This is a genomic window from Shinella sp. HZN7 (assembly GCF_001652565.1).
Taxonomy (GTDB): domain Bacteria; phylum Pseudomonadota; class Alphaproteobacteria; order Rhizobiales; family Rhizobiaceae; genus Shinella; species Shinella granuli.
In genome coordinates this window covers 1,089,984-1,115,582 of sequence record NZ_CP015736.1, presented here as the reverse complement: position 1 = coordinate 1,115,582, position 25,599 = coordinate 1,089,984, and the positions used below count along the sequence as shown (strand labels likewise).

Here is a 25,599-nt window from a genome sequence, read left to right as displayed (position 1 = left end):
TGCGGGGAGAAGGTCGCGGCAACGGGATGAGGGGCAATGCCGGCCAATCGAACCCGGCGTCAAAAGGGTCCCAGCGCCCTGCCCGCCCCTCATCCGCCTGCCGGCACCTTCTCCCCGCAGGCGGGGAGAAGGGGGATGCGGCGACACCGTGCCACTGGCCGATCTTCCCCCTTGAGGGGACGATGGCCGGCAAGGCGAAGGGGGGTGGCTGCAAGCCCAGACCATCACACCTTGCCTCCCGCCTTGCCCTTGCGGATGCGGATGATCGAGAGGATCGCCAGGCCCGTCACCATGACGACGGCGATCTCGCCCAGCGTGTCCGTGCCGCGAAAATCGACGATGATGACGTTCACGACATTGGCGCCATGCGCGATCGTCTTGGAATAGAGATTGAAGAAATCGGTGAGCGCCGTGTCGAAGCGGCCCTGCGTGACCTTCAGGAGATAGAGCGAGAAGCCGAGGCCGCAGGCGATGGCGATGACCGCATCCGGGACCTTCTCCCGCAGGGGACGATGGTCGCGCGGCGTCAGCTTCAGCCGCGTCATGACGAGGGCGAGGATGACGACCGACAGCGTCTCGATCATGAACTGCGTGAAGGCGAGGTCCGGCGCGCCGAACAGCAGGAAGAGCATGGCGACGCAGAAGCCCTGGATGCCGAGCGCGACGATGGCCGTCAGGCGGTTGCTCGCCGTCAGCACCGCGCCGATGCCGAGGACGGCGAGCGCCATGACCGCCAGTTCGTGGAACGGCATGTCGGCCGGCCAGACCGGCAGGCGCGGCCATTCGCCATAGACGGCGGGCGGCACGAGCAGCGCCAGCGCGATCACCGCGAAGGTCGCCGTCATGTAGATTTCCATGCGGCCGGGCTGGACGCGGCGGGTGATCGCCGCGGCGGCACGCACGAGGCCCGTCATCACCTGGTCGAAGCCACGGTCCGGTCCCCAGCCGATATCCTCGACCAGCCGGTTCGCCGCCGCGCGCGCCTTGTCGATGAGGAGGAAGACGGCGGCACCGAAAACAATGGTGACGACGGACAGCGCCAGCGCGAGGCCGAGATGCGGCACGGCCGAAATGGTGACCGTCTCCGGCTTACCGGCGATGGCGGAGGCGAGCGGCGACGTCAGCAGGGCATGGGCGACGGCGGAAAAGAGACCGATGACAAGCCCCTTGATGGCGAGCAGCATGGGGCCGATCCACAGGAGGGCCGGCCCCTCATGCGCATGTTTCGGCGTCTCGACCGGCGCGCCGAGGAACGGTTTCAGCGCCACCGCGAAGGCGACGGCGAACATCAGCCCGTTGCCGATGACGGCCGCGGCGGTGAACGCGATGGCGCGCAGGCTGCCGCCGGCAAGCGCCGCATAGATCTCCTCCTTGGCGAGGAAGCCGAAGAAGGGCGGCAGGCCGGCCATGGAGAGCGCGGCAAGCAGCGCGGCAAGGAAGGTGACGGGCATCGCCCGCTTGAGCCCGCCGAGCCTGGTGATGTCGCGCGTGCCCGTCTCGTGGTCGATGAGGCCGGCGACCATGAAGAGCGCGCCCTTGAAGAGCGAGTGGGCGACGAGATAGAGCGCGGCGGCGGCCACCGCGTGCTGCGAGCCGAAGCCGGTCAGCATCACGAGAAGGCCGAGCGAGGCGACCGTCGTATAGGCGAGCATCAGCTTCAGGTCCGTCTGGCGGATGGCGAGCACCGCGCCGACGAGCAGCGTCAGCCCGCCGAAGGCCGGCAGGATCGTCTCCCAGGCGGGCGTGTCGCCCATCACGGGATTGAGCCGCATCAGGAGGTAGACGCCGGCCTTCACCATGGTGGCCGAATGGAGATAGGCCGAGACGGGCGTCGGCGCCTCCATGGCGTTCGGCAGCCAGAAATGGAACGGGAACTGCGCCGACTTGGTGAAGGCGCCGCCGAGGATGAGGAAGAGCAGCGGCAGGTAGAACGGGCTTGCCCGCACCTCCGCGCCGAAGGACATCAGGAGCGACAGTTGCGTGACGTCGGTGACGTTCCACAGGAGCAGCAGGCCGGCCAGCAGGAAGAGCCCGCCGCCGCCGGTGACGACCAGCGCCTGCAGCGCGGCGCGGCGCGCGGCCTCGCGCGCATGGTCGAAGCCGATCAGCAGGAAGGAGGTGATCGAGGTCAGCTCCCAGAAGACGAAGAGCATCAGGAAGCTGTCGGAGGCGACGAGGCCGAGCATCGCGCCCATGAACATCAGGATGAAGGAGAAGAACCGCCCCTGGTGCGGATGTCCCTTCAGGTAGCCGCCGGCATAGAGCACGATGAGCGCGCCGATGCCGGAGATCAGGAGCAGGAAGGCGAGCGACAGGCCGTCGATCAGCCAGGAGAAGCTGACATTGTAGGACGGCACCCAGGCATAGCCGCCCGTGACGATCTCGCCGCGCGAGACCTCCGCATTGAAGCCGAGGAAGTGAAGGAAGATCGCGGCCGGCACCAGCGCCAGCGGCCAGGCCGCATGGTGACCGAGGAGCCGCGTGAGCGCGGGCGCGACCAGCGCGCCGAGAAACGGCAGACAGAAGGCAAGGAAGGTCAAGCCCATCGTGTCTGGTATCATCCCCTCTCCCTCATGCGCGGGCTTCGCCCGTCGTGCCGTGTTTTTTTTTCAGATCGCCGGTTCTACGTCGCCGGAAGGAAAACCGCCACCCTCGAACGGCAAACCTGCGACGTTTTACCCACCTTCACGCGCATCGGGCGTGCGTACGGCAAGGTTCGGGAAATAGGTACGGTATCGCGCGGCATCGCGCGTGATCAGGGTCAGGCCCGCGACCGCGGCATGGGCGCCGATGAAGAAATCCGGAAGTACGCCCGTCCGGCTGCCGCCGGTCCTGCGGTAGGCCTGGAAGGCCTTTCCGGCAAGAAAAAGCGCCTGCCGCGGCATGGGCAGATGGTCCAGTTGCGCAAGCGCGATCATCGCATCGAGATCAGCAATATCCCGGTAGCGTACCGAAAGTTCGGCATAGACGACATCGTTGATCCCGAGAGGACCGAGCAGCGCGGCGGCTTCCAGCTCCGCCTGCGACCACGCGGCCCAGGCCGGGTCTTCCGTCACGAGGTCGAGCAGGACGTTCGTATCGACCAGAAACATGGTCAATCGTCGCCGCGCGTCAGCGCCATGATCTCGTCCGTCGTCATCCCTTTGCCGGCCTGGCCCCGCAGGCGGGCGAACCGGCTTTCCGGCCGGGCGTCGTCCAGCGGCACCACGACAATGCTGCCGTCCCCGACCCGGCGGAACTCGACCCTGCTGCCGGGGCCGATGCCGAGAAAATCCCGCACGGCCTTGGGGATCGTCACCTGCCCCTTGCTCGTCACCGTCGTGCTCATGAGACCTCGGTAATACCTTGTTGAAAACCGGTATTACTCTACGCCACAAACCGCACGATTGCCAATCCCGCAATGGAACACAGCCGACGATTGTCTTGCCGCCACCGGCACCCTATCTATGCACCGACAGGAGGACGCGATGAGCGACACGAAGACATTGAAGGTCAACAAGACGAAGGACGAGTGGCGGGAGATCCTGACGCCGGAGCAGTTCCGCATCACGCGCGAGCACGGCACGGAACGCGCCTTTTCCAGCCCCGACTTCGATCTCTCCAAGAAGGGCACCTATCACTGCATCTGCTGCGACAGGCCGCTCTACCGGTCGGAGGCGAAGTTCAATTCCGGCACCGGCTGGCCGAGCTTCTACGAGCCGATCGAAGCCGGCGCGGTGACGGACCATACCGACTATTCCTACGGCATGACGCGCACGGAGATCCGCTGCGCCGACTGCGACGCCCATCTCGGCCACGTCTTCCCGGACGGCCCGCCGCCGACGGGCCTGCGCTTCTGCATGAACGGCGTGGCGCTCAGCTTCGATCCGGATTGAGGCGCGCGGAAAGGCGGTCTCGGGCCGACCGGTCCTACCGCTTGGGGACCTTGAGCTCCATGCAGGTCAGGTCCAGCCAGCGGCCGAACTTGATGCCGACCTCGCTGAACCGGCCGACAACCCGGAAGCCGAGATTCTCGTGCAGCTTGATCGAGGCGGTGTTCTCCGCCTCGATGCCGGCGATCATCACATGGATGCCGTTGAAGCTTGCCCGGTCGATCAGCGCCTTGAGCAGGCGCTTGCCCGTGCCGCTGCCGCGGGCATCGCCGCGCACATAGACGGAATGCTCGACCGTGTGACGGTAGCCGTCAAAGGCCCGCCAGTCGCCATAGGAAGCGTAACCGATCACCTGCTTGCCGCGCACGGCGACGAGCACCGGGAAGCCGCGCTCGCGGCGGGCGGAGAACCAGGCCCTGCGGTTGTCGAGGTCGACGACCGCCTCGTTCCAGATCGCCGTCGTGTTGGCGACGGCGTCGTTGTAGATCTCCATGATGCCCGGAAGATCCGCCTCCACGGCGTCGCGTATCGTGATGTCCATGGTTTCCCCCGGTTTTGCCTCGTGCCATACAGGAGGAGCAGGAAAGCTGTCCAGCCTGCTTTAGGCAAACTTGACGCGCAAAGGTTGCTGCAACAGTTTAAAAAACGCTGCTCAATTCCTTGAAACGGAATCGCTTCGCGATTTCGGCAGCGATTGCCGGGCGAAGAAACACCCCTCTTTGTCCGTTCCCCGGGGACGCCATCAACGAGGAGCCGATCGTGCAACGCTTTCTCCTTCTCCTTTTCCTCGCCCTCCCCGTCGCCGCCTTCGCGCAGGGCTGGGAGCCCTATGTCAAAGCCCGCTTCGGCTTCACGATGGAGATCCCGCCCGGGTTCTCGCTCGTGCAGGAAGCCGGCAATGGCGACGGGCGGACCTATGCCAAGGGCGAAGCGAAGCTCTCCGTCTGGGCGAACCACCTGGCGACCGGACCGTTCGAGGAGGAGGTCGCCGGCCGGCGCGAGACCTATCTGCAGGAGGGCTGGGACCTCAGCTATGACCGGCAGACGGCCGGTTGGGCGAGCCTTTCCGGCACGCTCGTCGATTCCATCCTCTATCACCGGATCATCGCGCTGTGCGAGGACGCCGCCGCCTCCTTCGTGCTGGAATATCCGCAGTCGATGAAGGCGCAGATGTCGCCGCTCGTCGGGCGACTGGTGAAATCGCTGCGGCCGGCCGAGGGCTGCACGAGCGCGCAGGGCGCCGCCCCACCGGCGCAATAGAGCAGTTTCGGCAGTGCGGTCTTGCGGCGGAACACGCCGTCAGGCGCCCGAGACGACGCTGGTCAGCACCGCCGAATAATGCACGGCGGCCGCGGCGACGACGAAGCCGTGCCAGATGGCGTTCTGGAAGCGCAGCTTCTCCCAGACATGGAAGATGACGCCGACCGAATAGAGCACGCCGCCGGCGACGATCAGCGTCAGCGTGGCGGCGGAAAGATGCGTCGTCAGCGGCCCGGCGGCAAGGGCACCGCTCCAGCCCATGGCGAGATAGATGAGGATCGCCAGCCGGTCGTAGCGGCCGGGAAAGAGGAACTTCAGCGCGACGCCCCCCGCCGCCATCAGCCAGATGCCGACGAGCATGCCGGCCAGCAGCGGATCGTCGATGCCGCGCTGCAGGAAGGGCGTGTAGGTGGCGGCGATCAGCACGAAGATCGCCGCATGGTCGAAGCGGCGCAGGTGCCACTTGACCTTCGAGACCGGCCAGAGATTGTAGGCGAAGGAGGTGGCGAGCGCGACGACGAGCCCGATGCCGTAGACCCAGGCGGCCGCCAGTTGTCCGCTCGTCGCCCAGACGGTGGCATAGAAGATCAGCGCCGTCACGCCGATCAGCGCGAAGACCACGCCGACGCCATGCACGATGCCGTCGGCGATCACCTCGACCCGGTCATAGTTCCATTTGACGCCCTTGATCTCCACGACCGATCCTGCCTTGTCCTTTCGACCATGGTGGCGCGTTTGGAGGCGGGGGGCAAGGGTGTGCCCGGATCACAAAAGTTTGCCGTGTGAGACGGATCCTCGGGTCGAGCCCGCGGATCCCACCAACGGCGGGCGGCGCCTCATTGCTGCGCGATGCATTCCTCGCAGAGCGCGGCATGCGGCACGGCGGCGAGGCGGGCCTCGGAGATCGGCGCGCCGCACTTGGCGCAGAGCCCGAACGTGCCGGCGGCGATGCGGTCGAGCGCGGCGTCGATGGCGCCCAGTTCCTTGAGGCCGGTCGTGCCGAATTCCTCCAGCACCTCGTCGTTCTCCCGCTCGATGGCGCGGTCGGCGCTGTCGCCGCTCTTCAGCGTGTCGAGATCCTTCTCGATCTTGTTGAGGCGGCGGTAGAGCTCGCGCTTGCGGGTCTCCAGAATGTCCTTGTACTGCGCCAGGTCCGTCACGATACCGGTCTCCCTTCGTTGTCGATCATGCGCCGAAAATGGCATCGTACCCGAGAAACGACATTGATCGGAATCAAGTTTCCGAGCCGGCACCGTCAACACTGCATTGACAGTAAATCGCCGAAATCCCACCTTTCGTGAACGCCGCCGCTCCGCCATATTCCCTTCCGACAGAACGGTTTCCAGGGGAAACCGAGACAGGGATCAAACCATGACGGACCTCGACAGACGGACATTCCTCGGCGCCGCCGCCGCGGGCATCGCCGCCACCAGGGCCGGCCCCAGCCGCGCGGAGACCGCCCCGATGAACGATACGACCACCACGACCAGCCACGCCGTCGACATGCCGGCCTTCGTCGACCATTCGCACCTGACGGTGATCGACCTGCCGATGCTCTCGGCCTTCTACCAGCAGGTGATGGGCCTTTCGGTGCTCGAAAAGTCGGCCTCGGGCGAAACGCTCGGCGTTGCCGGCCGGCCGCTTCTGACGCTGACGACGGGCAGCAATGCCGCCCGCGCGCCGCGCAATGCGCCGGGCCTGTTCCACACCGCCTTCCTCGTGCCGGATCGCAGGGAGCTCGGCCGCTGGCTCGCCCATGTCGCGCACAACAACGTGCCGCTCACCGGCGCCTCCGACCACCTCGTCAGCGAGGCGATCTATCTCGACGACCCGGAAGGCAACGGCATCGAGGTCTATCGCGACCGCGACCGCTCCGAATGGACCTATGTGCCTGACGGCACGGTGAAGATGGCGACGCACCGGCTCGACCTGCAGGCGCTCTACGACGAAGCGCCGAAGGACGGCTGGACCGGCCAGGAAAACGGCACCGCCATCGGCCACATCCACCTCCAGGTCTCCGACATCCCGGAAGCGGACGCCTTCTTCCGCGACGTGCTCGGCCTCGACATCATGGCGACCTATCCGGGCGCCAGCTTCTTCGCGACGGGGAAATACCACCACCATGTCGCCGCCAATGTCTGGAACTCGCACGGCCAGCCGAAGCGCCAGCCCGGCATGAGCGGCCTTGCCGACTACACGATCCGCTTCACCGAACCGGCCAGGCTGGAAACGGCGCTGAACAAGCTGGACGCATTGGCGATCCCCACGACGCGCAGCGGCGACACCGTCTCGCTCGTCGACCCCTGGGGCATCGGCCTCAGGCTCTCGGCCTGAAGGCCTTGCCAAGAAGCGGTGCGAGATAATACTCCCGCACCCTCAATCGTAGAGATAGTGCTCGGCCCAGTCCTCGCGCGGCACCATGTCGCCGATGCGGTACTTGAAGGCGTTGACCTCCAGCCGGTCGGCGCTCGCCTCGCATTTGTAGGAGAGGCGATACCATTCGCCGCCGCTGCGGAAGACGGCGCCCTTCGTCCTGATCGTCGTGCCGTCGAGCTTGGGATCGCCGAAGGCATAGGCGATCACCTTGTCCGGGCGAAAGCCGCCCTTGCCGCCGCTGATCTTGTCCATCGCCTCGATGTCGCAGCGCTGTTCCAGCCGCTCTTCCGGCGTCAGCTTCTGGAGCTGGCTGCGGACGCGGGCATCGATCGCCAGCGCGGGCGATGAACAGAGCGGCGCGAGCGCCAGGGTGCAAAGGGCGATGAAAAGCCCGCCTGCCTGTCGTTTCAACTGTCGGCCTCCTCTTCGTGGCGTCATTTCCGACACCTTAATTCGGGGTTAACGGGCAATATGTCGATTTCGCGACGCTGGCAACCCACCGCAGGTTTCACCCCACAGGGCGGAACTTCCGTACGCCTCGCGCGTTTCCGGCGCCAAAGAGGGGCTACATCATGCACGACATCTCTGGAAAACCGGCCGAACGGCGGCTCTTGCGGGGCAGCATCGACATCGAAAAGGACCTTTCGGAAGACGCGCCACGCCGCTACGCGCTCGACATCGCCGCCGCCTGGGCGGCGATCGGCATCTTCGCCATCATGGCGATGGCCGTCGTCTATCTCATGGCGCCGATCCTCATTCCGCTGTCGCTGGCGGTCGTCACCGGCCTCATCTTCGGCGTGGCGGCGGAAAAGCTCACCGAACTCGGCATTCCGCCGCTGCCGACGGCGCTGCTTTTGGCCGGCGCCTTCGGGACCGGCGTCTTCTTCATCGCCGGCCTGCTTGCCGACCCGATCACCCAGCTCGCCGCCAACGCGCCCGACCTGGTGCGCGGGGCCTATGACCGCATCACGCCGCTCTTCTCCCGTTTCGGCTGGCTGAGCATCAGCCCGCAGACCTTCGAGAGCGGCCAGATGTCGATGGAGAAAGTGCTGGAGAACACCGGCAGCATCCTCGGCATCCTCTCGGCCAGCCTCACCCCCGCCCTGCTGCAGGCCATGATCTTCTTCGCGGCGCTGGTGCTCTTCCTCTCCGCGCGGCTGAAGCTGCGCCAGATGCTCATCATGGCCTTTCCGCGCCGCGGCCAGCGGCTCGCCGCCATCCGCATCATGAACGCCATCGACAGCGCGCTCGGCTATTATTTCGCCACCGCGGCGCTGGTCTACGGCGCGCTCGGCATCGTCACCGCCCTCATCACCTGGGGCGGCGGGCTGGCCATGCCCGTGCTGTGGGGGCTGTTCGCCTTCCTCTCCTCGTTCGTTCCCTTCCTCGGCGTGACGCTGATGACCATCGCGCTCGCCACCGCCGGCCTTCTCACGCACGAGACGCTGATGATGGGCCTCCTGCCGGCGCTCGCCTTCTTCCTCGTGCACCTCGCCATGGAAAACCTCATCATGCCGGCCGTGATGGGCAAGCGGCTGGAGGTCAACGCCTTCATCATCTTCACCGCCATCATCTTCTGGACCTGGATGTGGGGCGCGGCCGGCGCCATGCTCGCCCTGCCCCTCTCCATCATTGGCATGACCATCGCCGACGAGCTGCGCCCCGCCAAGCGCAAGGCCCGCCGCAGCCTGCCCGGCTGACAAACCGCCGCACCCTCGCCAGCCCGCTTGCGCATGAACATTATACATTATATGAAAATGTATAATGTTTTGGCGATGACTGGAAGGATACCCCGCGTGAGTACGACCAACCCGCCCGGCGGCGCCGGGACCATGCCGCCGCAGGCCATGGAAGCGCGGGCGGCGGAGGTCGCAGGCCTGCTGAAGACGCTCGCCCATCCGGCCCGGCTGATGCTGGTCTGCACCCTCATCGAGGGCGAGTTCTGCGTCGGCGACCTCGAACGGCGGCTCGGCATCCACCAGCCGACGCTCTCCCAGCAGCTCAACGTGCTGCGCGAGGCCGGCATCGTCGAGACGCGCCGCGAGGGCAAGCAGATCTTCTACCGCCTCACCGCCGAAAAGGCCGCAAGGCTCGTCGGCGCGCTCTACACGATCTTCTGCACGGACGGGGACAGCCCATGACCGCCTATCTTCCCGCCCTTCTCGGCGGCATGCTGATCGGCCTTGCCGCCGCACTGCTGCTCGTCCTCAACGGCCGCGTCGCCGGCATCAGCGGCATTGTCGGCCGGCTCGCGGAGGGCAGCAATGTCGCCGTCAACGCCGCCTTCGTCGCCGGCCTCCTTCTCGGCCCCGTCCTCTACCGCGGCCTTGCCGGCGGCTGGCCGGCCGTCACCATTACCGCGCCGCTGCCGCTCATCGCCGCCGCCGGCCTCCTCGTCGGCTTCGGCACGCGCATGGGCTCCGGCTGCACCAGCGGCCACGGCGTCGTCGGCCTTGCCCGGCTTTCGCCGCGCTCCTTCGCCGCCGTCGCCAGCTTCCTCGTTGCCGGCGTGCTCGCCGTCGCGCTCCTGCGGAGTTCCGGCCTGTGACCCGCTTTCTCCCGCAAATCCTGTCGGCGTTCGCCTGCGGCGCGCTCTTCGGCCTCGGCCTTGCCCTTTCCGGCATGCTGGACCCGGCACGCGTGCAGGGCTTCCTCGACCTTGCCGGCGCCTGGGATCCAAGCCTTGCCTTCGTGCTCGGCGGCGCCGTCGCCGTCATGACGCTCGGCCTCGTCCTCGTCCGCCGCCTGGCACGCCCGGCCTTCGCGGAGGGCTTCCACCTGCCCGACACCCGCCCCGTCGACCGCAGACTGATCCTCGGCTCGGCGCTGTTCGGCCTCGGCTGGGGGCTTGGCGGCTTCTGCCCCGGCCCGGCGCTGGCCGCCCTTTCGCTCGGCCGGGCAGAACCCCTCGTCTTTGTTACCTGCATGGTGGCGGGCATGGTGCTGCACGACCGGCTTTTCGCCCGCCGCGCGGGCTGAGCGCTTGATGCGGGCCGCCGGGCTCTCTATCTCTCTGGTCCCGCCTACCGATTTGCCGGAGTGATCCCTTGCCCGTCTTCAAAAACCTGCCCGCCGCCCCCGTCGCCGCCAAGAAGCCGGTCTCCGATACCCGCCACGGCATCACCCGCACCGACGACTATGCCTGGTTCCGCGACGAGAACTGGCAGGCGATGTTCAAGGACCCCTCGATCCTGCAGCCGGAGATCCGCGCGCATCTGGAGGCGGAGAACGCCTATATGACGGCCGCGATGGCCGATACGGAGGCGCTGCAGAAGACGCTGTTTGCCGAGATGCGCGGCCGCATCAAGGAGGACGACAGCTCCGTGCCCATGAAGGACGGTCCCTTCGCCTACGGCACCGCCTATGTCACCGGCGGCGAGCAGCCGCGCTATTTCCGCGAGCCGCGCGAGGGCGGCGAACGAACCATCCTGCTCGACGGCGACAAGGAGGCGGCGGGCAAGGACTATTTCCGCCTGTCCGGCATCGACCATTCCACCGACCATTCGCTCGGCATCTGGGGCTATGACGACAAGGGCTCGGAATATTTCACGTTGAAGGTGCGCGACCTTGCGACCGGCGAGGACCGCGGCGACGAGCTCGCCAATACCGGCGGCGACGGTGTCTGGGCGCCGGATGCCAAGAGCTTCTTCTACACCGCGCTTGACGAGAACCACCGCCCGTCGAAGATCTTCCATCACATCCTCGGCGAGCGTCAGGAGAACGACCGCCTCGTCTACGAGGAGAAGGATGCCGGCTTCTTCATGTCGGTCGGCGGCTCGCTGATCGACGACTTCATCTATATCGACATCCACGACCACGAGACGAGCGAATACCGCCTGCTCTCCACCAAGGACCTTCTCGCCAACCCGGTCGTCGTCGCGCCGCGCCAGACCGGCCTCGAATATTCGATGACCGAGGGCGGCGACGTCTTCTACATCCTCACCAATGCCGACGGCGCCAAGGACTTCAAGATCATGCAGACGCCGGTGACGGCGCCGGGCCGGGAGAACTGGACGGAGGTCGTGCCGCACCGCCCGGGCACGCTGATCCTCAACCACATGGCGTTTGCCCGCCACCTCGTCTGGCTGGAGCGCCACGAGGGCCTGCCGCGCATCGTCGTACGCGACCGGGAAAGCGGCGAGGAACACGCCATCGCCTTTGCGGAGGAGGCCTATTCGCTCGGCCTTTCCGGCGCGGCGGAATACGACACCGACGTCATCCGCTTCTCCTACTCCTCGATGACGACGCCCTCGCAGCTCTTCGACTACAACATGGCGACGCGCGAGCGAACGCTCCTGAAGACGCAGGAAGTGCCATCCGGCCACACGATCGACGACTACGTCACCCGCCGCGTCTTCGCGCCGGCCCCGGACGGCGAGAGCGTGCCGGTCACCCTGCTCTACCGGAAGGATACGCCGCTCGACGGTTCCGCGCCGTGCCTGCTCTACGGCTACGGCGCCTACGGCATCACCATCCCCGCCTCCTTCAACACCAATTGCCTGTCGCTGGTCGACCGCGGCTTCGTCTATGCCATCGCCCATATCCGCGGCGGCAAGGACAAGGGCTTTGCCTGGTACGAGAACGGCAAGATGGACAGGAAGACCAATACCTTCAAGGACTTCATCGCCGCCGCTGATTATCTGAATCAGGAGAAGTTCACGTCCTACGCGAAGATCGTCGCCGAGGGCGGCTCAGCCGGCGGCATGCTGATGGGGGCGGTCGCCAACATGGCGCCGGAAAAGTTCGGCGGCATCATCGCCGCCGTGCCCTTCGTCGACGTGCTCAACACCATGCTGGACGACACGCTGCCGCTGACCCCGCCGGAATGGCCGGAATGGGGCAACCCGATCGAGAGCAAGGACTTTTATCAGCTCATGGCAAGCTACTCGCCCTACGACAATGTGGAGGCGAAGCCCTATCCCGCCATCCTCGCGCTTTCCGGCCTCACCGACCCGCGCGTCACCTACTGGGAGCCCACCAAATGGGTGGCCCGGCTGCGCGAAAAGACGACCGGCACCGAACCGATCCTCCTCAAGACCAACATGGGCGCCGGCCACGGCGGCGCCTCGGGCCGCTTCCAGCGCCTGGAGGAAATCGCCTTCGAATATGCCTTCGCGATCAAGGTGGCGGGGAAGATGTGACGGCGGTCCGGGCGGAGGTTTAGCCCCTCATCCCGCTGCCGCGACCTTCTCCCCGCAAGCGGGGAGAAGGAAGCAAGCCGTGAGGCTTTCCTGCATTCGACCATCTCCTCCTGGTGGGAAACCAGTGCAGCAAATCCCTTCTCCCCGCCTGCGGGGAGAAGGTGCCGGCGGGCGGATGAGGGGCGGTTGCAGCTTCGCCCCTACCGGAACGCCCCCACACAGGCCTGCAGATCGCTCAGCATCGCGCTGGACCCTTTCAGGCTCGTGCGCACGTCGCCGATGCGGATGTGGTTGCCCCGCTTCAACGCGTCGATCACCGAGCGATCGCGGCCGAGGTCGTAGGCGATCTCCTGGCGGCCGTAGGCCTTGCCCTTGATGTCGTAGCCCTCGCCGTCGTCGATCCAGTATCGCGCATCGCTCGTGTAGTCGTCGCGGTAGTCGTAGGCCGTGTCCTGGAAGCCGAAGGTGACGTGGCCGTCGTCGTACCAGCGGAAGGCGGCGTGGCGCCCGCCCTCGCCGCGGCGCGTGGCGCGGCAGTTCAGGAAGCGGCGGTCGCCGGAGAAGTCGGCGACGACCTCCCAGCCGCCGACCGTGCGCACGGCGCGGTAGGGGTCGGCGTCCTTGCCGTAGCCGTCGTCATGGCCGGAGGCGGCGGTTTCGCCATAGGCGTTCGTCTCGTGGCTCACGGCGCCGCCCGCCGCCGCATAATCGTCCGCCTTCACACCCAGGGCGACATCACTGCTCCCCGCATGCTCGTCCTCCGGGAAGTCGCGCAGCGCGGCGCGATACTTGTCGTAGAGGCCGAGGCGGCGCACGTCGACGAAGTCGAACTCGTAGTCCTCCAGCGCGCGCACGCTGTTGTCGCGCAGGCGCACGAGGCCGCGCACGCGCAGGCACCCGTCGCCGCATTCCACCTCGTCGACATATTCGCGGGCCCTGTCGTCCGGCGTCTTGATCGCGACGCCGAGGCTGTGGCGGCGTTCCTCGTTGATCGCGCGGAACATCAGGGATTGCGCGTAGCCGCGGCGATCCTCGTCGAAATAGTCGTAGATCGCGCGTTCCTCGCTGGGGCTGAGATCGTCCCGGCTCGCGACATAGATGCGCCGTTCGGGAATGCTCGCCGCGGTGATGACGTTGCGCAGCCGCTCGTGCGAATAGACGGTCGTGAAGTAGGAGAGATAGTCGCAGCCTTCCGGCGGATACCAGAAGCGCACGTCGATCAGCACAAGCTGGCCGTCCTTGTAGACGTCGGAGAGCCGGCGGTCCTGCGCGTAATCGCCGAAGGTGATGCGCCCGCAGGGATCGCGCCGGTCGTTGGAGACCGTCAGATAGGGCATCTCGCCGCCATCCTCGTGGTCGCGGGAAAAGCGGCCGGCGAGAAGGTCGATCTTGCGCTTAGCGACATAGGCGAAGACGCCCTCGGGGTAGCGGCCGAGATAGCGGTCGTAGGCCTCGCGGTTGTCGGCGAGCGCGGCGAATTCGTAGAAGGCGATCTCGGCCTCGTCGACCTTGTCGTCCTTCGGGCTCAGGGCGAACTTGCCGTAGTCGGCGTCGCTCTGCCAGGTCTCCTGCCTGCCCTTGCTGCGCTCCTTGACGATCTCGCCGACCTTGCGGAAGGCCTCCTCCAGCACGATGCCGGGAATGCTGATCGCATCGACGAAAGCCGAGGCGAAGGGGCTGATCGGCGTTCCCTCGTAGTCGTAGGCGGTGCCGGGCGCGGCGGCATAGGCATAGTGCACGCCCTCGGCGTCCTTCGGCTCGGCAAGCCCGTCCGGGATGTCGCGCAGCGTGAGGAACGGGTTTTCATGCGCCGCGTCGAAGAGCACGACCTTGAGGCCCTTGCCGAGCCCGCGCAGCGTCTTCGTGATCTCGGAGACGGGCAGCGAGCGGTTGCGCAGGCCCGTCACGGTGCGGCCGGAGGCATCGACCGGCAGCAGGAAATTGTCGCCGTTGATCTGCACCGCATAGCCGGAGAAATAGACGAAGAGCACCGGGTCTTCCGCTTTCTCCGCCAGCCGCGTGAAATTGTTGAGCGCGGAGAGCATGCCGAGATGGTCGGCATCGGTGACGCGCGTCACGTCGAACTCCACCCGCTCCAGCGCCTCGCCGACGAGGTCGATGTCGTTGAGCGGGTTCTCCAGCGGCTCGGCATCCTCGTATTCGGCATTGCCGATGAGGAGCGCGTAGCGTTCGGCGGCGACGGCGGCCGGCGCGACGAGGAGAAGAAGACAGGCGGCAAGCGCCGCGATCCACCGATGGACATTCCGCTGCACGATACCCTCCCGAGACACGGTCCCGGCTCGCCGGCAACCGGACATTCGCTCACCCAATGCATGCCTGAAGAAGGGGACGGACGGCGCCGCCCGCTTATTCAGAAGGCCGTGAAATTCCATGCCGGCCGGCGACGGGCATCAGGAGCCTGCGCAGGCCGCCGCCAGCGTGCTGATCGCCGCCTTCGACCCCGTGAGGGGGAAGGCGAGCGGCTCGAATGCCGTTGCCGGATAGGCGATCGTCAGCGCCCTGCCGGCCTTGAGGCGCTCGGCCAGCGGGCCGGTTATCGGGAATTCGCTGACCATCGCGCCGTCCATCGCCTCGTGATGCGCTGGCCGGTCGAAGGCCTCGCCATCGATGGAAAGGCGCAGCGGGCTGGAGAAGTCCCCGCCGTCGCCCGGCGGGAAATCCAGCGCCGCGGCGGCGAGGAACCGCAGGCTGAGCCGGCCTTCGGGGCCGCATTTCAGGAGGAGGTTGCTTTCCCGCGCCCCGGCCCCCACGCAGACCGAGGCCACCATGACCGGCCCCTCCTCCTCCTCGGAAATGCCGGCGCTCCAGGCGCCGCAGGTTTCCGCGAAGGCGACGGACGGCAACAGCAAAAGGACGGCGAGCGCACGCATCTGACAGGACCCCGACTGTTGAACCGGCATGGCTTTTCGCCGGACGCTAGCACCGCGCCACGGGCCCGGCAAGCGAGCGCCCCGCCGCCGGCCCTTTCAATCCAGCCGCTTGTCGCTACCTATAGGGAGACGAGAACGCCGCAAGAGGATGCCATGAGCAACGCCACCAACCCGCAGCACGGCGACGACGGCCGGCCCGTTGCCTTCGACAACAGCTATGCGCGCCTGCCGGACGTCTTCTTCGCCCCGGTCGATCCGAGCCCGGTGGAGGCGCCGCGGCTCATCGCGTTCAACCGGGCGCTTGCCGGGGAGCTCGGCCTCGATGCGGATGCGCTGGAGCGGCACGGCGCGGGTTACTTCTCCGGCAACGTGCCGCTGCCCGGTTCGCTGCCGCTCGCCATGGCCTATGCCGGCCACCAGTTCGGCCAGTTCGTGCCGCAGCTCGGCGACGGGCGGGCGATCCTTCTCGGCGAGGTGATCGACCGCAATGGCCGGCGGCGCGACATCCAGTTGAAGGGCGCCGGCCAGACGCCCTATTCGCGCCGCGGCGACGGGCGGGCGGCGCTCGGGCCGGTGCTGCGCGAATATATCGTCAGCGAGGCCATGCATGCGCTCGGCATTCCGACGACGCGGGCGCTGGCGGCCGTCGCCACCGGCCAGCCGGTCTATCGCGACCGCGTGCTGCCGGGCGCCGTCTTCACCCGCGTCGCCGCCAGCCATGTCCGCGTCGGCACCTTCCAGTTCTTCGCCGCCCGCGGCGACACGGACAATGTGCGCGTGCTCGCCGACCACGTCATCGACCGGCACTATCCGGCGCTGAAAGGCGCGGAGCAGCCCTATCTTGCGCTGCTGGACGCCGTCGCCGACCGGCAGGCCTCGCTGATCGCCCGGTGGCTCGGCGTCGGCTTCATCCACGGCGTGATGAACACCGACAACATGACGATCTCGGGCGAGACGATCGATTTCGGCCCCTGCGCCTTCATGGACCGCTACGACCCGCGCACCGTCTATTCCTCCATCGACCGCAACGGGCGCTATGCCTTCGGCAACCAGCCGATGATCGGCCAGTGGAACATCGCGCGGCTTGCCGAGGCGCTGCTTGCCCTTCTTTGCGACGACCAGGACAAGGCGGTGGAGATGGCGAATGCGGCGGTCGGCCGCTTCATGGAGCGCTTCCAGGCGCATTGGAAGGCGGTGATCCGGGCGAAGATCGGCCTTGGCGCGGATGAGGAGGACGACGACCAGGGCCTGATCCGCGACCTGCTCGTGACGCTCTACGAGCAGAAGGCCGACTATACGCTCGCCTTCCGGCGCCTTGCCGACGCGGCCGAAGGCGAGGCGGCGGACGACGCGCTGCAAGACCTCCTCGAAACGCCCGGCGCGCTCACGCCCTGGCTTGCCCTCTGGCGCGCGCGGCTGGCGCGGGAAGCCGGGACGGCCGAGGCGCGCGCGGCGGCGATGCGCCGCGTCAACCCCGCCTTCATCCCGCGCAACCACAAGGTCGAGGAGGCGCTGACGGCGGCGGTCGACCATGGCGATTTCTCGCTGTTTACGGCGCTGACCGACGTGCTGGCGCGGCCCTACGACGACCAGCCGGCCTTCGCCGCCTATGCCGTGCCGCCGAAGCCCGGTGAGGAGATCACCGCGACCTTCTGCGGGACGTGAGGGGCGGAGGAGGAAAGCCTTTCCGGACTTCTCCCTCCTTTGCAGGCAAGGTCACCGCCTGGGGAACGTGCCCCTCACCCTAACCCTCTCCCCGCAAGCGGGGAGAGGGGACTTGCCCCACGAAGCGGTGATGATCGAGGAAGCCGCTACGGCATATCTCCTTCTCCCCGCTTGCGGGGAGAAGGTGGCCGGCAGGCCGGATGAGGGGCAAGCGCCTTCCAAGGCGGCCTCGCCCCCAAAAAACATGAGTAGAATAGTATAATTTCTCCCTCCTCCTTTTCCGGGATTGAAGCGCCACGGTTCTGCCCTAATTTCTCCAGCGTCCCTCCTTGAGCCGGACGTCTTGTCGGCCTCCTCCCCGGCCGGCAGCACCAACGGAGATCCCCATGTTGCTCACGCTGACCGCCGCCCTCATCGCCATCATCGGATTGGTGCTGACGGGCGGAGGCGGGTGGCTGCTGTCGCTCGGCGGCAGCCCCTATTATCTCGTCACCGGCCTCGCCTTCCTCGTCACGGCCGTGCTGCTCCTGCGCCGCTCCGGCGCGGCGCTCTGGCTTTACGCCCTCGTCATCCTCGGTTCGCTCGGCTGGGCGATCTGGGAGGTCGGTTTCGACTGGTGGCAGCTCGGCCCGCGCGGCGGCGTCATCGTGCTCATCGGCCTGTGGCTGATGCTGCCGGCCATCCGCCGTCCGCTCGGCTTTTCCAGCCCCACCGGCACGCCCTACCCGGCCTCGGCCCTGCCGCTTGCCGTTGCCGTCCTCGTCTCCATCGGCGTTGCCGGCTTTGCGATGACGCAGGACCCGCACGACATGGCCGGCAGCCTGCCGACCGACGTCGTCAACGCCACCCCCGCCCTCGGCGGCAACGTGCCGGCCGGCGAATGGCACCAGTACGGCCGCACGCCATACGGCCAGCGCTATTCGCCGCTCGACCAGATCAACACGGACAATGTCGGCACGCTCAAGGTCGCCTGGCAATACCAGACCGGCGACGTGAAGCTGCCGGACGATGTCGGCGAGACCACCTACCAGGTGACGCCGCTCAAGATCGGCGACACGCTCTACATGTGCACGCCGCACAACTGGGCGATCGCGCTCGACGCGGCGACCGGCAAGGAGAAATGGAAATACGATTCCAACTCCGGCATGAACCCCGACCGCCAGCACCAGACCTGCCGCGGCGTGACCTATTATGCCGATCCGGCCGCGACCGCCGGCACGACCTGCGCCACCCGCGTCTACCTGCCGACCTCGGACGCCCGGCTGATCGCGCTCGACGCGGCCACCGGCGACGTCTGCACCGGCTTTGCCGAGAACGGCGTGCTGCAGCTCGAACAGGGCATGCCCTACAACCCGGCCGGCTACTACTATTCCACCTCGCCGCCCGTCATCACCGACGGCAAGATCATCATCGGCGGCGCGGTGAACGACAATTACTCGACCCAGTCGCAGTCGGGCGTCATCCGCGCCTTCGACGTCAATACCGGCGCCCTCGTCTGGAACTGGGATTCCGGCAATCCCGACGTCACGACGCCGCTGCCCGAGGGGCAGGTCTATACGGTCAACTCGCCGAATTCCTGGTCCGTCTTCAGCTATGACGACGCCCTCGGCCTCGTCTATATCCCGCTCGGCAACCGCGTGCCCGACCAGCTCGGCATGGGCCGCAGCGAGCATGTGGAGAAATACTCCTCCTCCATCGTCGCGCTCGACATCGGGACGGGCGCCGTGCGCTGGGTGCGCCAGACGGTGCACCACGACCTGTGGGACATGGACGTGCCGGCCCAGCCGGCGCTGATCGACATCACGAAGGACGGCGCGACCATTCCCGCCCTCGTCGGCCCGACCAAGCAGGGCGACATCTACGTGCTCGACCGGCGCATCGGCGAGCCGATCATCCCCATCGAGGAGGTGGCGGCGCCGACGGGCGCGATTCCGGAGGATTTCACCGCGCCGACCCAGCCGGTTTCCGGCCTCACCTTCATGCCGCCGCCGCTGCAGGAAAAGGACATGTGGGGCATCAGCATGTTCGACCAGCTCGCCTGCCGCATCGATTTCCTGTCGTTGAAATACGAGGGCCGCTACACGCCGCCCTCGCTGCAGGGCACGCTCGTCTATCCCGGCAATTTCGGTACGTTCAACTGGGGTTCCGTCGCGGTCGATCCGGAGCGGCAGGTGATGTTCGGCATGCCGACCTACCTCGCCTTCACCTCCCGCCTCGTGCCGCGTGACCAGATCCCGCCGAAGGGCCAGGACGAGAAGGGCTCCGAACAGGGCCTCAACCGCAACGAGGGCGCGCCCTACGGCGTCTTCATGGGCCCGTTCCTCGGCCCGCTCGGCATTCCCTGCCAGGCGCCGCCATGGGGCTATGTCGCCGGCGCGAACCTTGCCACCGGCGAGATCGCCTACAAGCACAAGAACGGCACGGTCATGGACATGACGCCGCTGCCGCTGCCCTTCAAGGTCGGCGTGCCCGGCATCGGCGGCCCGATGATCACCAAGGGCGGCATCGCCTTCCTCGGCGCCGCCGTGGACGATTATCTGCGCGCCTACGACCTGACGAGCGGCCGCCAGCTCTGGGAAGCCCGCCTTCCCGCCGGTGGCCAGGCCACGCCGATGACCTACACCGTTGGCGACAAGCAGTACGTGCTGATCGTCGCCGGCGGCCACGGCTCGGTCGGCACCAAGCCGGGCGACTACGTCATCGCCTATACGCTGCCGTAGCGAAGCAGGGCAACCGCACAGGAGCCGGAGGGGGCTTTCGGAGGCGGTTGCCCTTCCATGCGGAGCGCACCAAAGGCGAGTCCCGGGGGCGCAAGTCTCGCAAAAGCTGTGACGGATAGGGTTCCCGAAAATCGTTTCAGGGAGCCCTCTTCATGAAGATCGACGGTAGCCTCTACACCGCCTACGCCTTCAGCAAGCCACGCGCGGCGAGCGAGGACAGCCTCTATAACGAGGCCGGCGGCAACGGGGCGGGCGGCAACGCCTCGGCCCGCAACGTGCCGACCGTCGCCCCCACCACCTCCCTCTCCTCCAGCTTTGCCAACGCGCTCTGGCTGACCCAGGCGAAACTCGACAGAACGGAGGTCGAAGGCGACGGGCTCGTCGCCGAGTTCATGGAGCTTTCCAGGATGACGGCCGTGGAGCGGCTGCGCAAGGAACTGCTGGAGACGATGGGCCTCACCGAGGAAAGCCTTGCGCAGCTTCCGCCGGAGACGCGGTCGGCGATCGAGGAGGAGATCCGCCGCGCCATCAAGGAACAGCTCGGCGTCGACGAGACCGCCGGCGGGGCGGGCGGGCAAGCCGCCGGCGCCGGCCCGGAGGAAGCGGAGGGCTGACCACCTCCGCTTTCATCCGTCTTTTTCTTGCGAGGCCCGATTGACAACGGGCGGAATTTCGAGAATATCGCGCCATGATCACGAACGCACCCATCGCCGCGACGTATTTTTGGCTGTTCCGATAAGGAGCGGCTGTTCGATCATGTCAACAAGCCGCCATCAGGCGGCTTTGTTGTTTCTGGCACCTGATGGCACAAAACCCAGGAGCCCGAAATGCAGAATACCGTCATCAAACTCGACCCCGCCGCCCTCGAACGCCCGCCGATGCTGACCATCCGCGCCGCGCGCCCGGGCGACCTGCAGCAGATCCTCGACATGATCGCCCTGCATGCCGAATGCCACGGCGACACGGCGAAGGTTTCCGCCGCCGACCTCGACCGCGACCTCTTCGGCACCCATCCCTGGATCACCGCGCTCGTCGCCGAAGCCGGCGGACGCCTGATCGGCTACGCCCTGCTGGTGCCGATGTACCGCGCGCTGGAAGGCCTGCGCGGCATGGAGCTGCACCAGATCTTCGTGCGCAAGGACCATCGCGGCCACGGCATCGGCCGCCACCTGGTCTCCCGCGCCCGCGAGCACGCCCGCATCGCCGGCTGCGGCTACCTCTCGGTGAGCGCGGCGACCGGCAATTTCGGCGCCCACCGCTTCTACGAGCAGATGAACTTCCGGGCTGGCCCGGTCACCGGGATGCGCTATGTCCAGTCCCTGGGCTGACAATACGCTGGGGAGGACATCGACATGGCGAAGCGACTGGCCATCGTGCTGACCGAGGGTTACGCCGACTGGGAATGCGGGCTGCTGATGGCGACGGCGCGGGGCGACTGCGGGGCCGAGACCGTGGTCCTGACGCCCGGCGGCGCGGAGGTGACCTCGCTTGGCGGCGTCTCCATCCGATCCGCCGGCAGGGCGGAGGACGCCGCGCCCGGCGACTTCGACGTGCTGGTGCTGTGCGGCGGCACGATCTGGCAATCCGGCGAGGCGCCTGACCTTTCGGCTCCGGTCGCGCGCTTCGTTTCGGCGGGCAAGCCGGTCGCCGCCATCTGCGACGCGACGCTGGCGCTCGGCCGCCTCGGCCTGCTCGACGACCGGGCGCATACCGGCAACTATCGCGGGCAGTTGCCGCAAGTCGTGCCCGGCTATCGCGGGGCGGCGCTCTATCGCGACCAGCCGCAGGCCGTCAGCGACCGCGCCGTCATCACCGCCTCGGGCACGGCCCCCGTCTCCTTCGCACGGGAAATCCTCGACGCCATCGGCCTCGGCTCCGCCGACCTGTTCGACTATCTCGCGCTGTATGGCGACGAGCACCGCAAGGCGCCGGGCGTGACGGCATGATCGCCCCTCCTCCGTCATGCGCGGTACGTCTCCACTTCGGGCGCGGAGGCGTCACTGCCGCCTCTCCTCCGTCATGCTCGGCCTTGAGCCGCGCATCCACGCTCCGGGTGAGGCCTGGATCCTCGGCTCAAGGCCGAGGATGACGACAGTGGATGGGGTGGGGTGGGGTAAGGTGGGCTGACGCTGCGGAACCGGGCATTGCCCCCGCACCCCGCCTCAATGCGCCGGGATCGCCTTCAGATAGGCCGCGATCGCCTCGCGGTCCTCCTTCGGCAGCAGCGCCATGTTCTTCTGCACCGGCACCATGGCGCCGCCGACGCTGTCGAATTCCGGCGTGAAGCCGGTTTCGAGATAGCTGGCGATGTCGCCCGCGCTCCAACTGCCGAAGCCGCCCTCGGCCGGCGTGATGTTGGGCACGCGCCCCTCGCCTTCCGGGTTCGGCCCGCCGGCCAGCCAGAGGTCCGTCTTGAGCCCGCCGAGGACGTCGCGCGGCGTGTGGCACTCGCCGCAATGGCCCGGCCCTTCCACGAGATACTGGCCGCGCCTGACGGTCTCGTCGGCGCTCGCAAACGCCACCCGCGGCGTCTCGTCGAGATAGAGCAACTTCCAGCCGCCGAGCGTCAGGCGCATGTTGAACGGGAACGGCAGATCGTGGCCGGGCGCCACATTGCCGCTCTTCGGCAGGGTCTTCAGGTAGCCGTAGAGGTCGGCGATGTCCTTCACCGTCATGCGCGCATAGGAGGCATAGGGGAAGGACGGGTAGAGGTGCTCGCCGTCGCGGCCGGTGCCGCGCTTCATGGCGTCGCCGAACTGCGCCAGCGTCCAGGCGCCGATGCCGGCTGTCTCGTCGGGCGAGATGTTCGGGGCGTGGAAGGTGCCGAACGGGCTCTTCAGCGCAAGGCCGCCCGCCAGCACCAGCTTCTGGTCATCGGCCGCGCCCGGCGCGGCATGACAGCTCGTGCAGCCCCCGGCATGGAAGATGCGCTCGCCGTTCGCCAGGTCCGGCGCGCCCGCCGCGGCCCAGGTCTCGGCCGGCAGCCGCTCCGGCGCGGTGATGAAGAGGAAGGCGCCGGCACCGATCGCGCCGAGCACGACGACCCCGCCGAGAAGCTTCTTGAGTGCCATGAGAATTCCCTCTCGCCAGCCGCGCGAGCCCCGTCATCGCGGCATCCGGAAAGCCCTGTTCTTCGGCATTCCCGGCCGAGGCGATTTCGCCCCGGCCGGGAATGCCACGGATCGCGGCCACGGCGGTGCGCCGGGGCGATCTGCATCGGTTTCGGTTGGAAGGGTCTACCGCGGTCACTTCTTGACGCGGTAGACCTCATGACAGCCTGCGCAATTGGGCCCGATCGTGCCGAGCGCAGCCCCGACCGCCGCCTGGTCCGCCGGCAGGCTGGCGAGCACCGTGTCGGCATCCGCGCCGAGCTTGGCGGCCTTGGCCTTGAAGTCGTCCATCGCCTCCCAGATCTTCGGGCTGGCTTCGGTCTCGCTGCCCGCCTCCGAACCGGCCGGGAACTGGTCCGGGAAGGCCTTCGCCGCTTCGCTCATGGTGGTCAGGGACGCCTTGACGACGTCCGCATCATAGGGCTTTTCGCCTTTTGCGATGCCGGCAAGCGCGCCCATGGCCCCGCCGACCTTCTTCATTATCTCCTGGCGCACGACCTGCGGCTCGTCCGCCGCCACGACGGCCCCTGCGCCGATGACCGCAAGAGCGGCCGCGGCCGCCAAAGTCCTGAACTTCATCGGGTTCTCCCGGTTGCTGGCGGGCGGTTTCCTCCGCGCCGCCGGTTTACGATGCGCGGGCATCTTTGCATTTTGAACGATTCCAGACAGTAAAATCTTTTTGATGGCCCGCCATACAGCCGCATACCGGCCGTTCTTCACTCTTCCTTGACGCTTTGCGTGCAGACCAGAGGGATCGTCGAGGATTGGGCAGCGCCGAGTCAGCAATGCGTGCGTTCACAACCGCCTTTTGTGCCAATGTCAAAGCCATGGCGCCGTTCCATGGTGTCGTCATCGCCTATACCGCGGCGGTGCTTCTTGTCGCAGCATCGCAGGGGGCGCTCGTTGCGGCATCCTACCAGCAATACCTGGCGAATTTCGGCCCCCTCTACTTCATCGGCCTGCCGCTGGTCACCACCATCACGCATGTGCTCCTGTGGTGCCTGCGATCGGACAGGCCCGGCCTGCGGACGATGGTTTCGGCCTTGCCCACCCTGTCGGGCAACATCGCCTCGGCCGCGGTGACGCTGGCGATGCTGATCCTGTTCATGGGATCGTTCACCACGTTCAAGACCCTCATGCCGGTTCTGATGGACGGGTTTCCCCATGACCGTGCGCAAGCCGATATCGATGCATGGCTTCATGGCGGCATGGATCCCGGGCCCGCCTTGCTGCAGGCTCTCGACTATCCGTTCCTCCTGAACATCCTGCAGTGGAACTACATGGTCGGCTGGATGGCCCTGGCCTTCATCCCGGCCTTCTTCATCGCCACCCGCAAGGATGCGAGCGCCATCCGGCTGCGCTACTTCCTGACCTTCGTCTCCGTATGGGTGGTGCTCGGCAGCCTGCTGGCCTGCCTGTTCCTTTCGGCCGGGCCCGTCTTCTATGCGGATGTCACCGGGGATGCCGCGCGCTTCGGCGGCCAGATGCAGGTCCTGCTCGAACGGATAGGGCCGACACACCAGCCCTATCTCTGGCAAAGCTACGTAAACGGAACCATCGGGATCGGAACCGGCATTTCGGCCTTTCCAAGCGTCCATGTGGGCGTTGCGGCGATGAATGCGTTCCTGCTCTGGGACATCAACCGCAAGGCCGGCACCATCGGGTTTATCTATCTGGGCATCGTTGCCCTCAGCTCCGTCCTCTTCGGTTGGCACTATGCCATCGATGGCTACGTCTCCATCGTCGTCGTCGGGCTCCTTCATGTCGGCTTGAAACGGCTTTTTGCGAACCGCCTGCCGATGCCCGCCGCCGCTGTGGTCACGTCTCCCAACCCCGCCACACCGTAACCACCGCGATCGCCACGAGCAGCACGCCGGCGGCGCGGCCGACGAGGCGGGTGGTGGCAGGGCTGCCGGTCAGCGCATCGCGGCTGCGGGCGGCGGCGAGCGCAAGGCCGCCATAGACGGCAAGCTGCGTCGCCCAGATCATGGCCAGCATGACGAGCGTCTGGCGCCAGAGCGGGCCGAATTCCGGGCGCAGGAACTGCGGGAAGACGGCGAGCATGAAGAGATAGGCCTTCGGGTTCATCAGGCTCGTCAGCGCGCCCTGGCGGAAGCGGGCCACAAGGCCGCGCCGGTCGAGGCTGCCGACGGCATCGACGACGATCGAGGAGCGGAAGAGCTGCCAGCCGATGAAGGCGACATAGGCGGCGCCGAGGAGCAGCAGGCCGTTGAAGAGGCCCGGCGCGAAATGCAGCAGCATGCCGACGCCGAGCGCGGCATAGAGCGTGTGCACGAGGCCGCCCGCCATGATGCCGAAGGTCGCCGAGAGCCCCGCCCTGCGCCCGCCGGAGAGGGAACTCGCCAGCACGAAGACCATGTCCATGCCCGGCACGATGATGATGCCGGAGACGAGCAGGAAGAAGAGCCAGAGGTTTTCGCTGTAGGTCATGTCAGTTGTCCATTGCCGATATGCGCCCGGAAGCCCGCTGCCTCCTTGTGTTTCAAGCGCTTGAAGCGTGCTATAATGGAGACCAACTGACAGGGTTGTGTCAGTTGTGAGGG

Annotated in this window: 26 protein-coding genes; 14 read left to right on the top strand and 12 right to left on the bottom strand. The window is 67.0% G+C overall.

All coding sequences use genetic code 11. The annotated features are described in order from the left end of the window. Positions 1 to 224 precede the first annotated feature (224 nt). The 3 genes from shn_RS05350 to shn_RS05340 all read right to left on the bottom strand — a co-directional run bounded on the left by shn_RS05350 (position 225) and on the right by shn_RS05340 (position 3,328). Complete coding sequence (locus shn_RS05350; RefSeq protein WP_064329480.1) at positions 225 to 2,561, bottom strand: putative monovalent cation/H+ antiporter subunit A; 2,337 nt, start codon at positions 2,559 to 2,561, stop codon at positions 225 to 227. Between the two features lie 114 nt (positions 2,562 to 2,675). Beyond that, on the bottom strand, positions 2,676 to 3,092 hold the full coding sequence (locus shn_RS05345; RefSeq protein ID WP_064329479.1) for a type II toxin-antitoxin system VapC family toxin: 417 nt from the start codon (positions 3,090 to 3,092) through the stop codon (positions 2,676 to 2,678). Positions 3,093 to 3,094: 2 nt separating this feature from the next. Continuing rightward, positions 3,095 to 3,328 carry an AbrB/MazE/SpoVT family DNA-binding domain-containing protein gene (locus shn_RS05340; RefSeq protein WP_064329478.1) on the bottom strand — a complete coding sequence of 78 codons (234 nt, stop codon included), beginning with the start codon at positions 3,326 to 3,328 and terminating at the stop codon, positions 3,095 to 3,097. A 139-nt stretch (positions 3,329 to 3,467) separates the two neighbouring features. On the opposite strand from shn_RS05340, the gene msrB reads away from it, so the two are divergent. Then, positions 3,468 to 3,875 (top strand): peptide-methionine (R)-S-oxide reductase MsrB, encoded by a 408-nt coding sequence (gene msrB / locus shn_RS05335; protein ID WP_064329477.1) that lies wholly within the window; start codon positions 3,468 to 3,470, stop codon positions 3,873 to 3,875. A 34-nt stretch (positions 3,876 to 3,909) separates the two neighbouring features. Here msrB and shn_RS05330 read toward each other — a convergent pair whose 3' ends face one another. Further along, complete coding sequence (locus shn_RS05330; protein WP_064329476.1) at positions 3,910 to 4,413, bottom strand: GNAT family N-acetyltransferase; 504 nt, start codon at positions 4,411 to 4,413, stop codon at positions 3,910 to 3,912. Between the two features lie 218 nt (positions 4,414 to 4,631). On the opposite strand from shn_RS05330, the gene shn_RS05325 reads away from it, so the two are divergent. Continuing rightward, complete coding sequence (locus shn_RS05325; RefSeq protein WP_084437798.1) at positions 4,632 to 5,132, top strand: hypothetical protein; 501 nt, start codon at positions 4,632 to 4,634, stop codon at positions 5,130 to 5,132. Positions 5,133 to 5,171: 39 nt separating this feature from the next. Here shn_RS05325 and shn_RS05320 read toward each other — a convergent pair whose 3' ends face one another. Continuing rightward, positions 5,172 to 5,828 carry a hemolysin III family protein gene (locus shn_RS05320; RefSeq protein WP_064329475.1) on the bottom strand — a complete coding sequence of 219 codons (657 nt, stop codon included), beginning with the start codon at positions 5,826 to 5,828 and terminating at the stop codon, positions 5,172 to 5,174. 140 nt (positions 5,829 to 5,968) lie between these two features. Beyond that, positions 5,969 to 6,292 (bottom strand): TraR/DksA C4-type zinc finger protein, encoded by a 324-nt coding sequence (locus tag shn_RS05315; protein WP_064329474.1) that lies wholly within the window; start codon positions 6,290 to 6,292, stop codon positions 5,969 to 5,971. Between the two features lie 304 nt (positions 6,293 to 6,596). Here shn_RS05315 and shn_RS05310 point away from each other — a divergent pair, with 304 nt between their 5' ends. Next, positions 6,597 to 7,466, top strand: coding sequence for a VOC family protein (locus shn_RS05310; RefSeq protein WP_064332456.1), 870 nt, complete (start codon positions 6,597 to 6,599; stop codon positions 7,464 to 7,466). A gap of 42 nt (positions 7,467 to 7,508) precedes the next feature. Here the strand turns inward: shn_RS05310 and shn_RS05305 are convergent, their stop codons facing one another. Further along, the gene (locus shn_RS05305) at positions 7,509 to 7,919 is read right to left on the bottom strand and encodes a DUF930 domain-containing protein (RefSeq protein ID WP_371328590.1); all 411 of its coding nucleotides are present in this window, start codon (positions 7,917 to 7,919) and stop codon (positions 7,509 to 7,511) included. Between the two features lie 161 nt (positions 7,920 to 8,080). On the opposite strand from shn_RS05305, the gene shn_RS05300 reads away from it, so the two are divergent. The 5 genes from shn_RS05300 to shn_RS05280 all read left to right on the top strand — a co-directional run bounded on the left by shn_RS05300 (position 8,081) and on the right by shn_RS05280 (position 12,649). After that, complete coding sequence (locus shn_RS05300; RefSeq protein WP_064329473.1) at positions 8,081 to 9,208, top strand: AI-2E family transporter; 1,128 nt, start codon at positions 8,081 to 8,083, stop codon at positions 9,206 to 9,208. 132 nt (positions 9,209 to 9,340) lie between these two features. Continuing rightward, positions 9,341 to 9,649 carry a sulfite-sensing transcriptional repressor BigR gene (bigR, locus tag shn_RS05295; RefSeq protein WP_064332454.1) on the top strand — a complete coding sequence of 103 codons (309 nt, stop codon included), beginning with the start codon at positions 9,341 to 9,343 and terminating at the stop codon, positions 9,647 to 9,649. Next, positions 9,646 to 10,056 carry a YeeE/YedE family protein gene (locus shn_RS05290; protein ID WP_064329472.1) on the top strand — a complete coding sequence of 137 codons (411 nt, stop codon included), beginning with the start codon at positions 9,646 to 9,648 and terminating at the stop codon, positions 10,054 to 10,056. The genes bigR and shn_RS05290 overlap by 4 nt, the downstream gene beginning before the upstream one ends. Beyond that, positions 10,053 to 10,487 (top strand): DUF6691 family protein, encoded by a 435-nt coding sequence (locus tag shn_RS05285; protein ID WP_064329471.1) that lies wholly within the window; start codon positions 10,053 to 10,055, stop codon positions 10,485 to 10,487. The genes shn_RS05290 and shn_RS05285 overlap by 4 nt, the downstream gene beginning before the upstream one ends. Before the next feature lie 68 nt (positions 10,488 to 10,555). Next, the gene (locus shn_RS05280; protein ID WP_064329470.1) at positions 10,556 to 12,649 is read left to right on the top strand and encodes a S9 family peptidase; all 2,094 of its coding nucleotides are present in this window, start codon (positions 10,556 to 10,558) and stop codon (positions 12,647 to 12,649) included. A 200-nt stretch (positions 12,650 to 12,849) separates the two neighbouring features. On the opposite strand, the gene shn_RS05275 is transcribed toward shn_RS05280, so the two are convergent. Together shn_RS05275 and shn_RS05270 are read right to left on the bottom strand one after the other, a co-directional pair. Beyond that, on the bottom strand, positions 12,850 to 14,922 hold the full coding sequence (locus tag shn_RS05275) for a caspase family protein (RefSeq protein ID WP_064329469.1): 2,073 nt from the start codon (positions 14,920 to 14,922) through the stop codon (positions 12,850 to 12,852). A 138-nt stretch (positions 14,923 to 15,060) separates the two neighbouring features. Continuing rightward, positions 15,061 to 15,540: a hypothetical protein gene (locus shn_RS05270; protein WP_064329468.1), complete on the bottom strand. Its 480-nt coding sequence runs from the start codon at positions 15,538 to 15,540 to the stop codon at positions 15,061 to 15,063. A gap of 153 nt (positions 15,541 to 15,693) precedes the next feature. Here shn_RS05270 and shn_RS05265 point away from each other — a divergent pair, with 153 nt between their 5' ends. The 5 genes from shn_RS05265 (at position 15,694) to shn_RS05245 (ending at position 21,871) form a co-directional block, all read left to right on the top strand. After that, positions 15,694 to 17,205, top strand: a complete 1,512-nt coding sequence (locus tag shn_RS05265; RefSeq protein ID WP_064329467.1) for a YdiU family protein — start codon at positions 15,694 to 15,696, stop codon at positions 17,203 to 17,205. 386 nt (positions 17,206 to 17,591) lie between these two features. Continuing rightward, the gene (locus shn_RS05260; protein WP_064329466.1) at positions 17,592 to 19,925 is read left to right on the top strand and encodes a glucose/quinate/shikimate family membrane-bound PQQ-dependent dehydrogenase; all 2,334 of its coding nucleotides are present in this window, start codon (positions 17,592 to 17,594) and stop codon (positions 19,923 to 19,925) included. Positions 19,926 to 20,077: 152 nt separating this feature from the next. Then, a complete protein-coding gene (locus shn_RS05255; protein WP_064329465.1) occupies positions 20,078 to 20,539 on the top strand; it encodes a hypothetical protein in 462 nt (153 codons plus the stop codon). Positions 20,540 to 20,752: 213 nt separating this feature from the next. Continuing rightward, positions 20,753 to 21,253 carry a GNAT family N-acetyltransferase gene (locus shn_RS05250; RefSeq protein WP_064329464.1) on the top strand — a complete coding sequence of 167 codons (501 nt, stop codon included), beginning with the start codon at positions 20,753 to 20,755 and terminating at the stop codon, positions 21,251 to 21,253. Positions 21,254 to 21,277: 24 nt separating this feature from the next. Continuing rightward, on the top strand, positions 21,278 to 21,871 hold the full coding sequence (locus shn_RS05245; RefSeq protein WP_064329463.1) for a DJ-1/PfpI family protein: 594 nt from the start codon (positions 21,278 to 21,280) through the stop codon (positions 21,869 to 21,871). 216 nt (positions 21,872 to 22,087) lie between these two features. Here shn_RS05245 and shn_RS05240 read toward each other — a convergent pair whose 3' ends face one another. Both shn_RS05240 and shn_RS05235 read right to left on the bottom strand, forming a co-directional pair. Then, entirely contained in the window at positions 22,088 to 23,002 is a 915-nt protein-coding gene (locus shn_RS05240; RefSeq protein ID WP_371328601.1) for a c-type cytochrome, read from the bottom strand. A gap of 168 nt (positions 23,003 to 23,170) precedes the next feature. Next, positions 23,171 to 23,614, bottom strand: coding sequence for a cytochrome c (locus tag shn_RS05235; RefSeq protein WP_064329461.1), 444 nt, complete (start codon positions 23,612 to 23,614; stop codon positions 23,171 to 23,173). A 206-nt stretch (positions 23,615 to 23,820) separates the two neighbouring features. Between shn_RS05235 and shn_RS05230 the strand changes: the two genes are divergently transcribed. After that, the gene (locus shn_RS05230) at positions 23,821 to 24,882 is read left to right on the top strand and encodes a phosphatase PAP2 family protein (RefSeq protein ID WP_064329460.1); all 1,062 of its coding nucleotides are present in this window, start codon (positions 23,821 to 23,823) and stop codon (positions 24,880 to 24,882) included. Here the strand turns inward: shn_RS05230 and shn_RS05225 are convergent. Next, positions 24,854 to 25,486, bottom strand: coding sequence for a LysE family translocator (locus shn_RS05225; RefSeq protein ID WP_064329459.1), 633 nt, complete (start codon positions 25,484 to 25,486; stop codon positions 24,854 to 24,856). The two genes, shn_RS05230 and shn_RS05225, sit on opposite strands and share 29 nt — an antisense overlap. Positions 25,487 to 25,599: the final 113 nt, after the last annotated feature.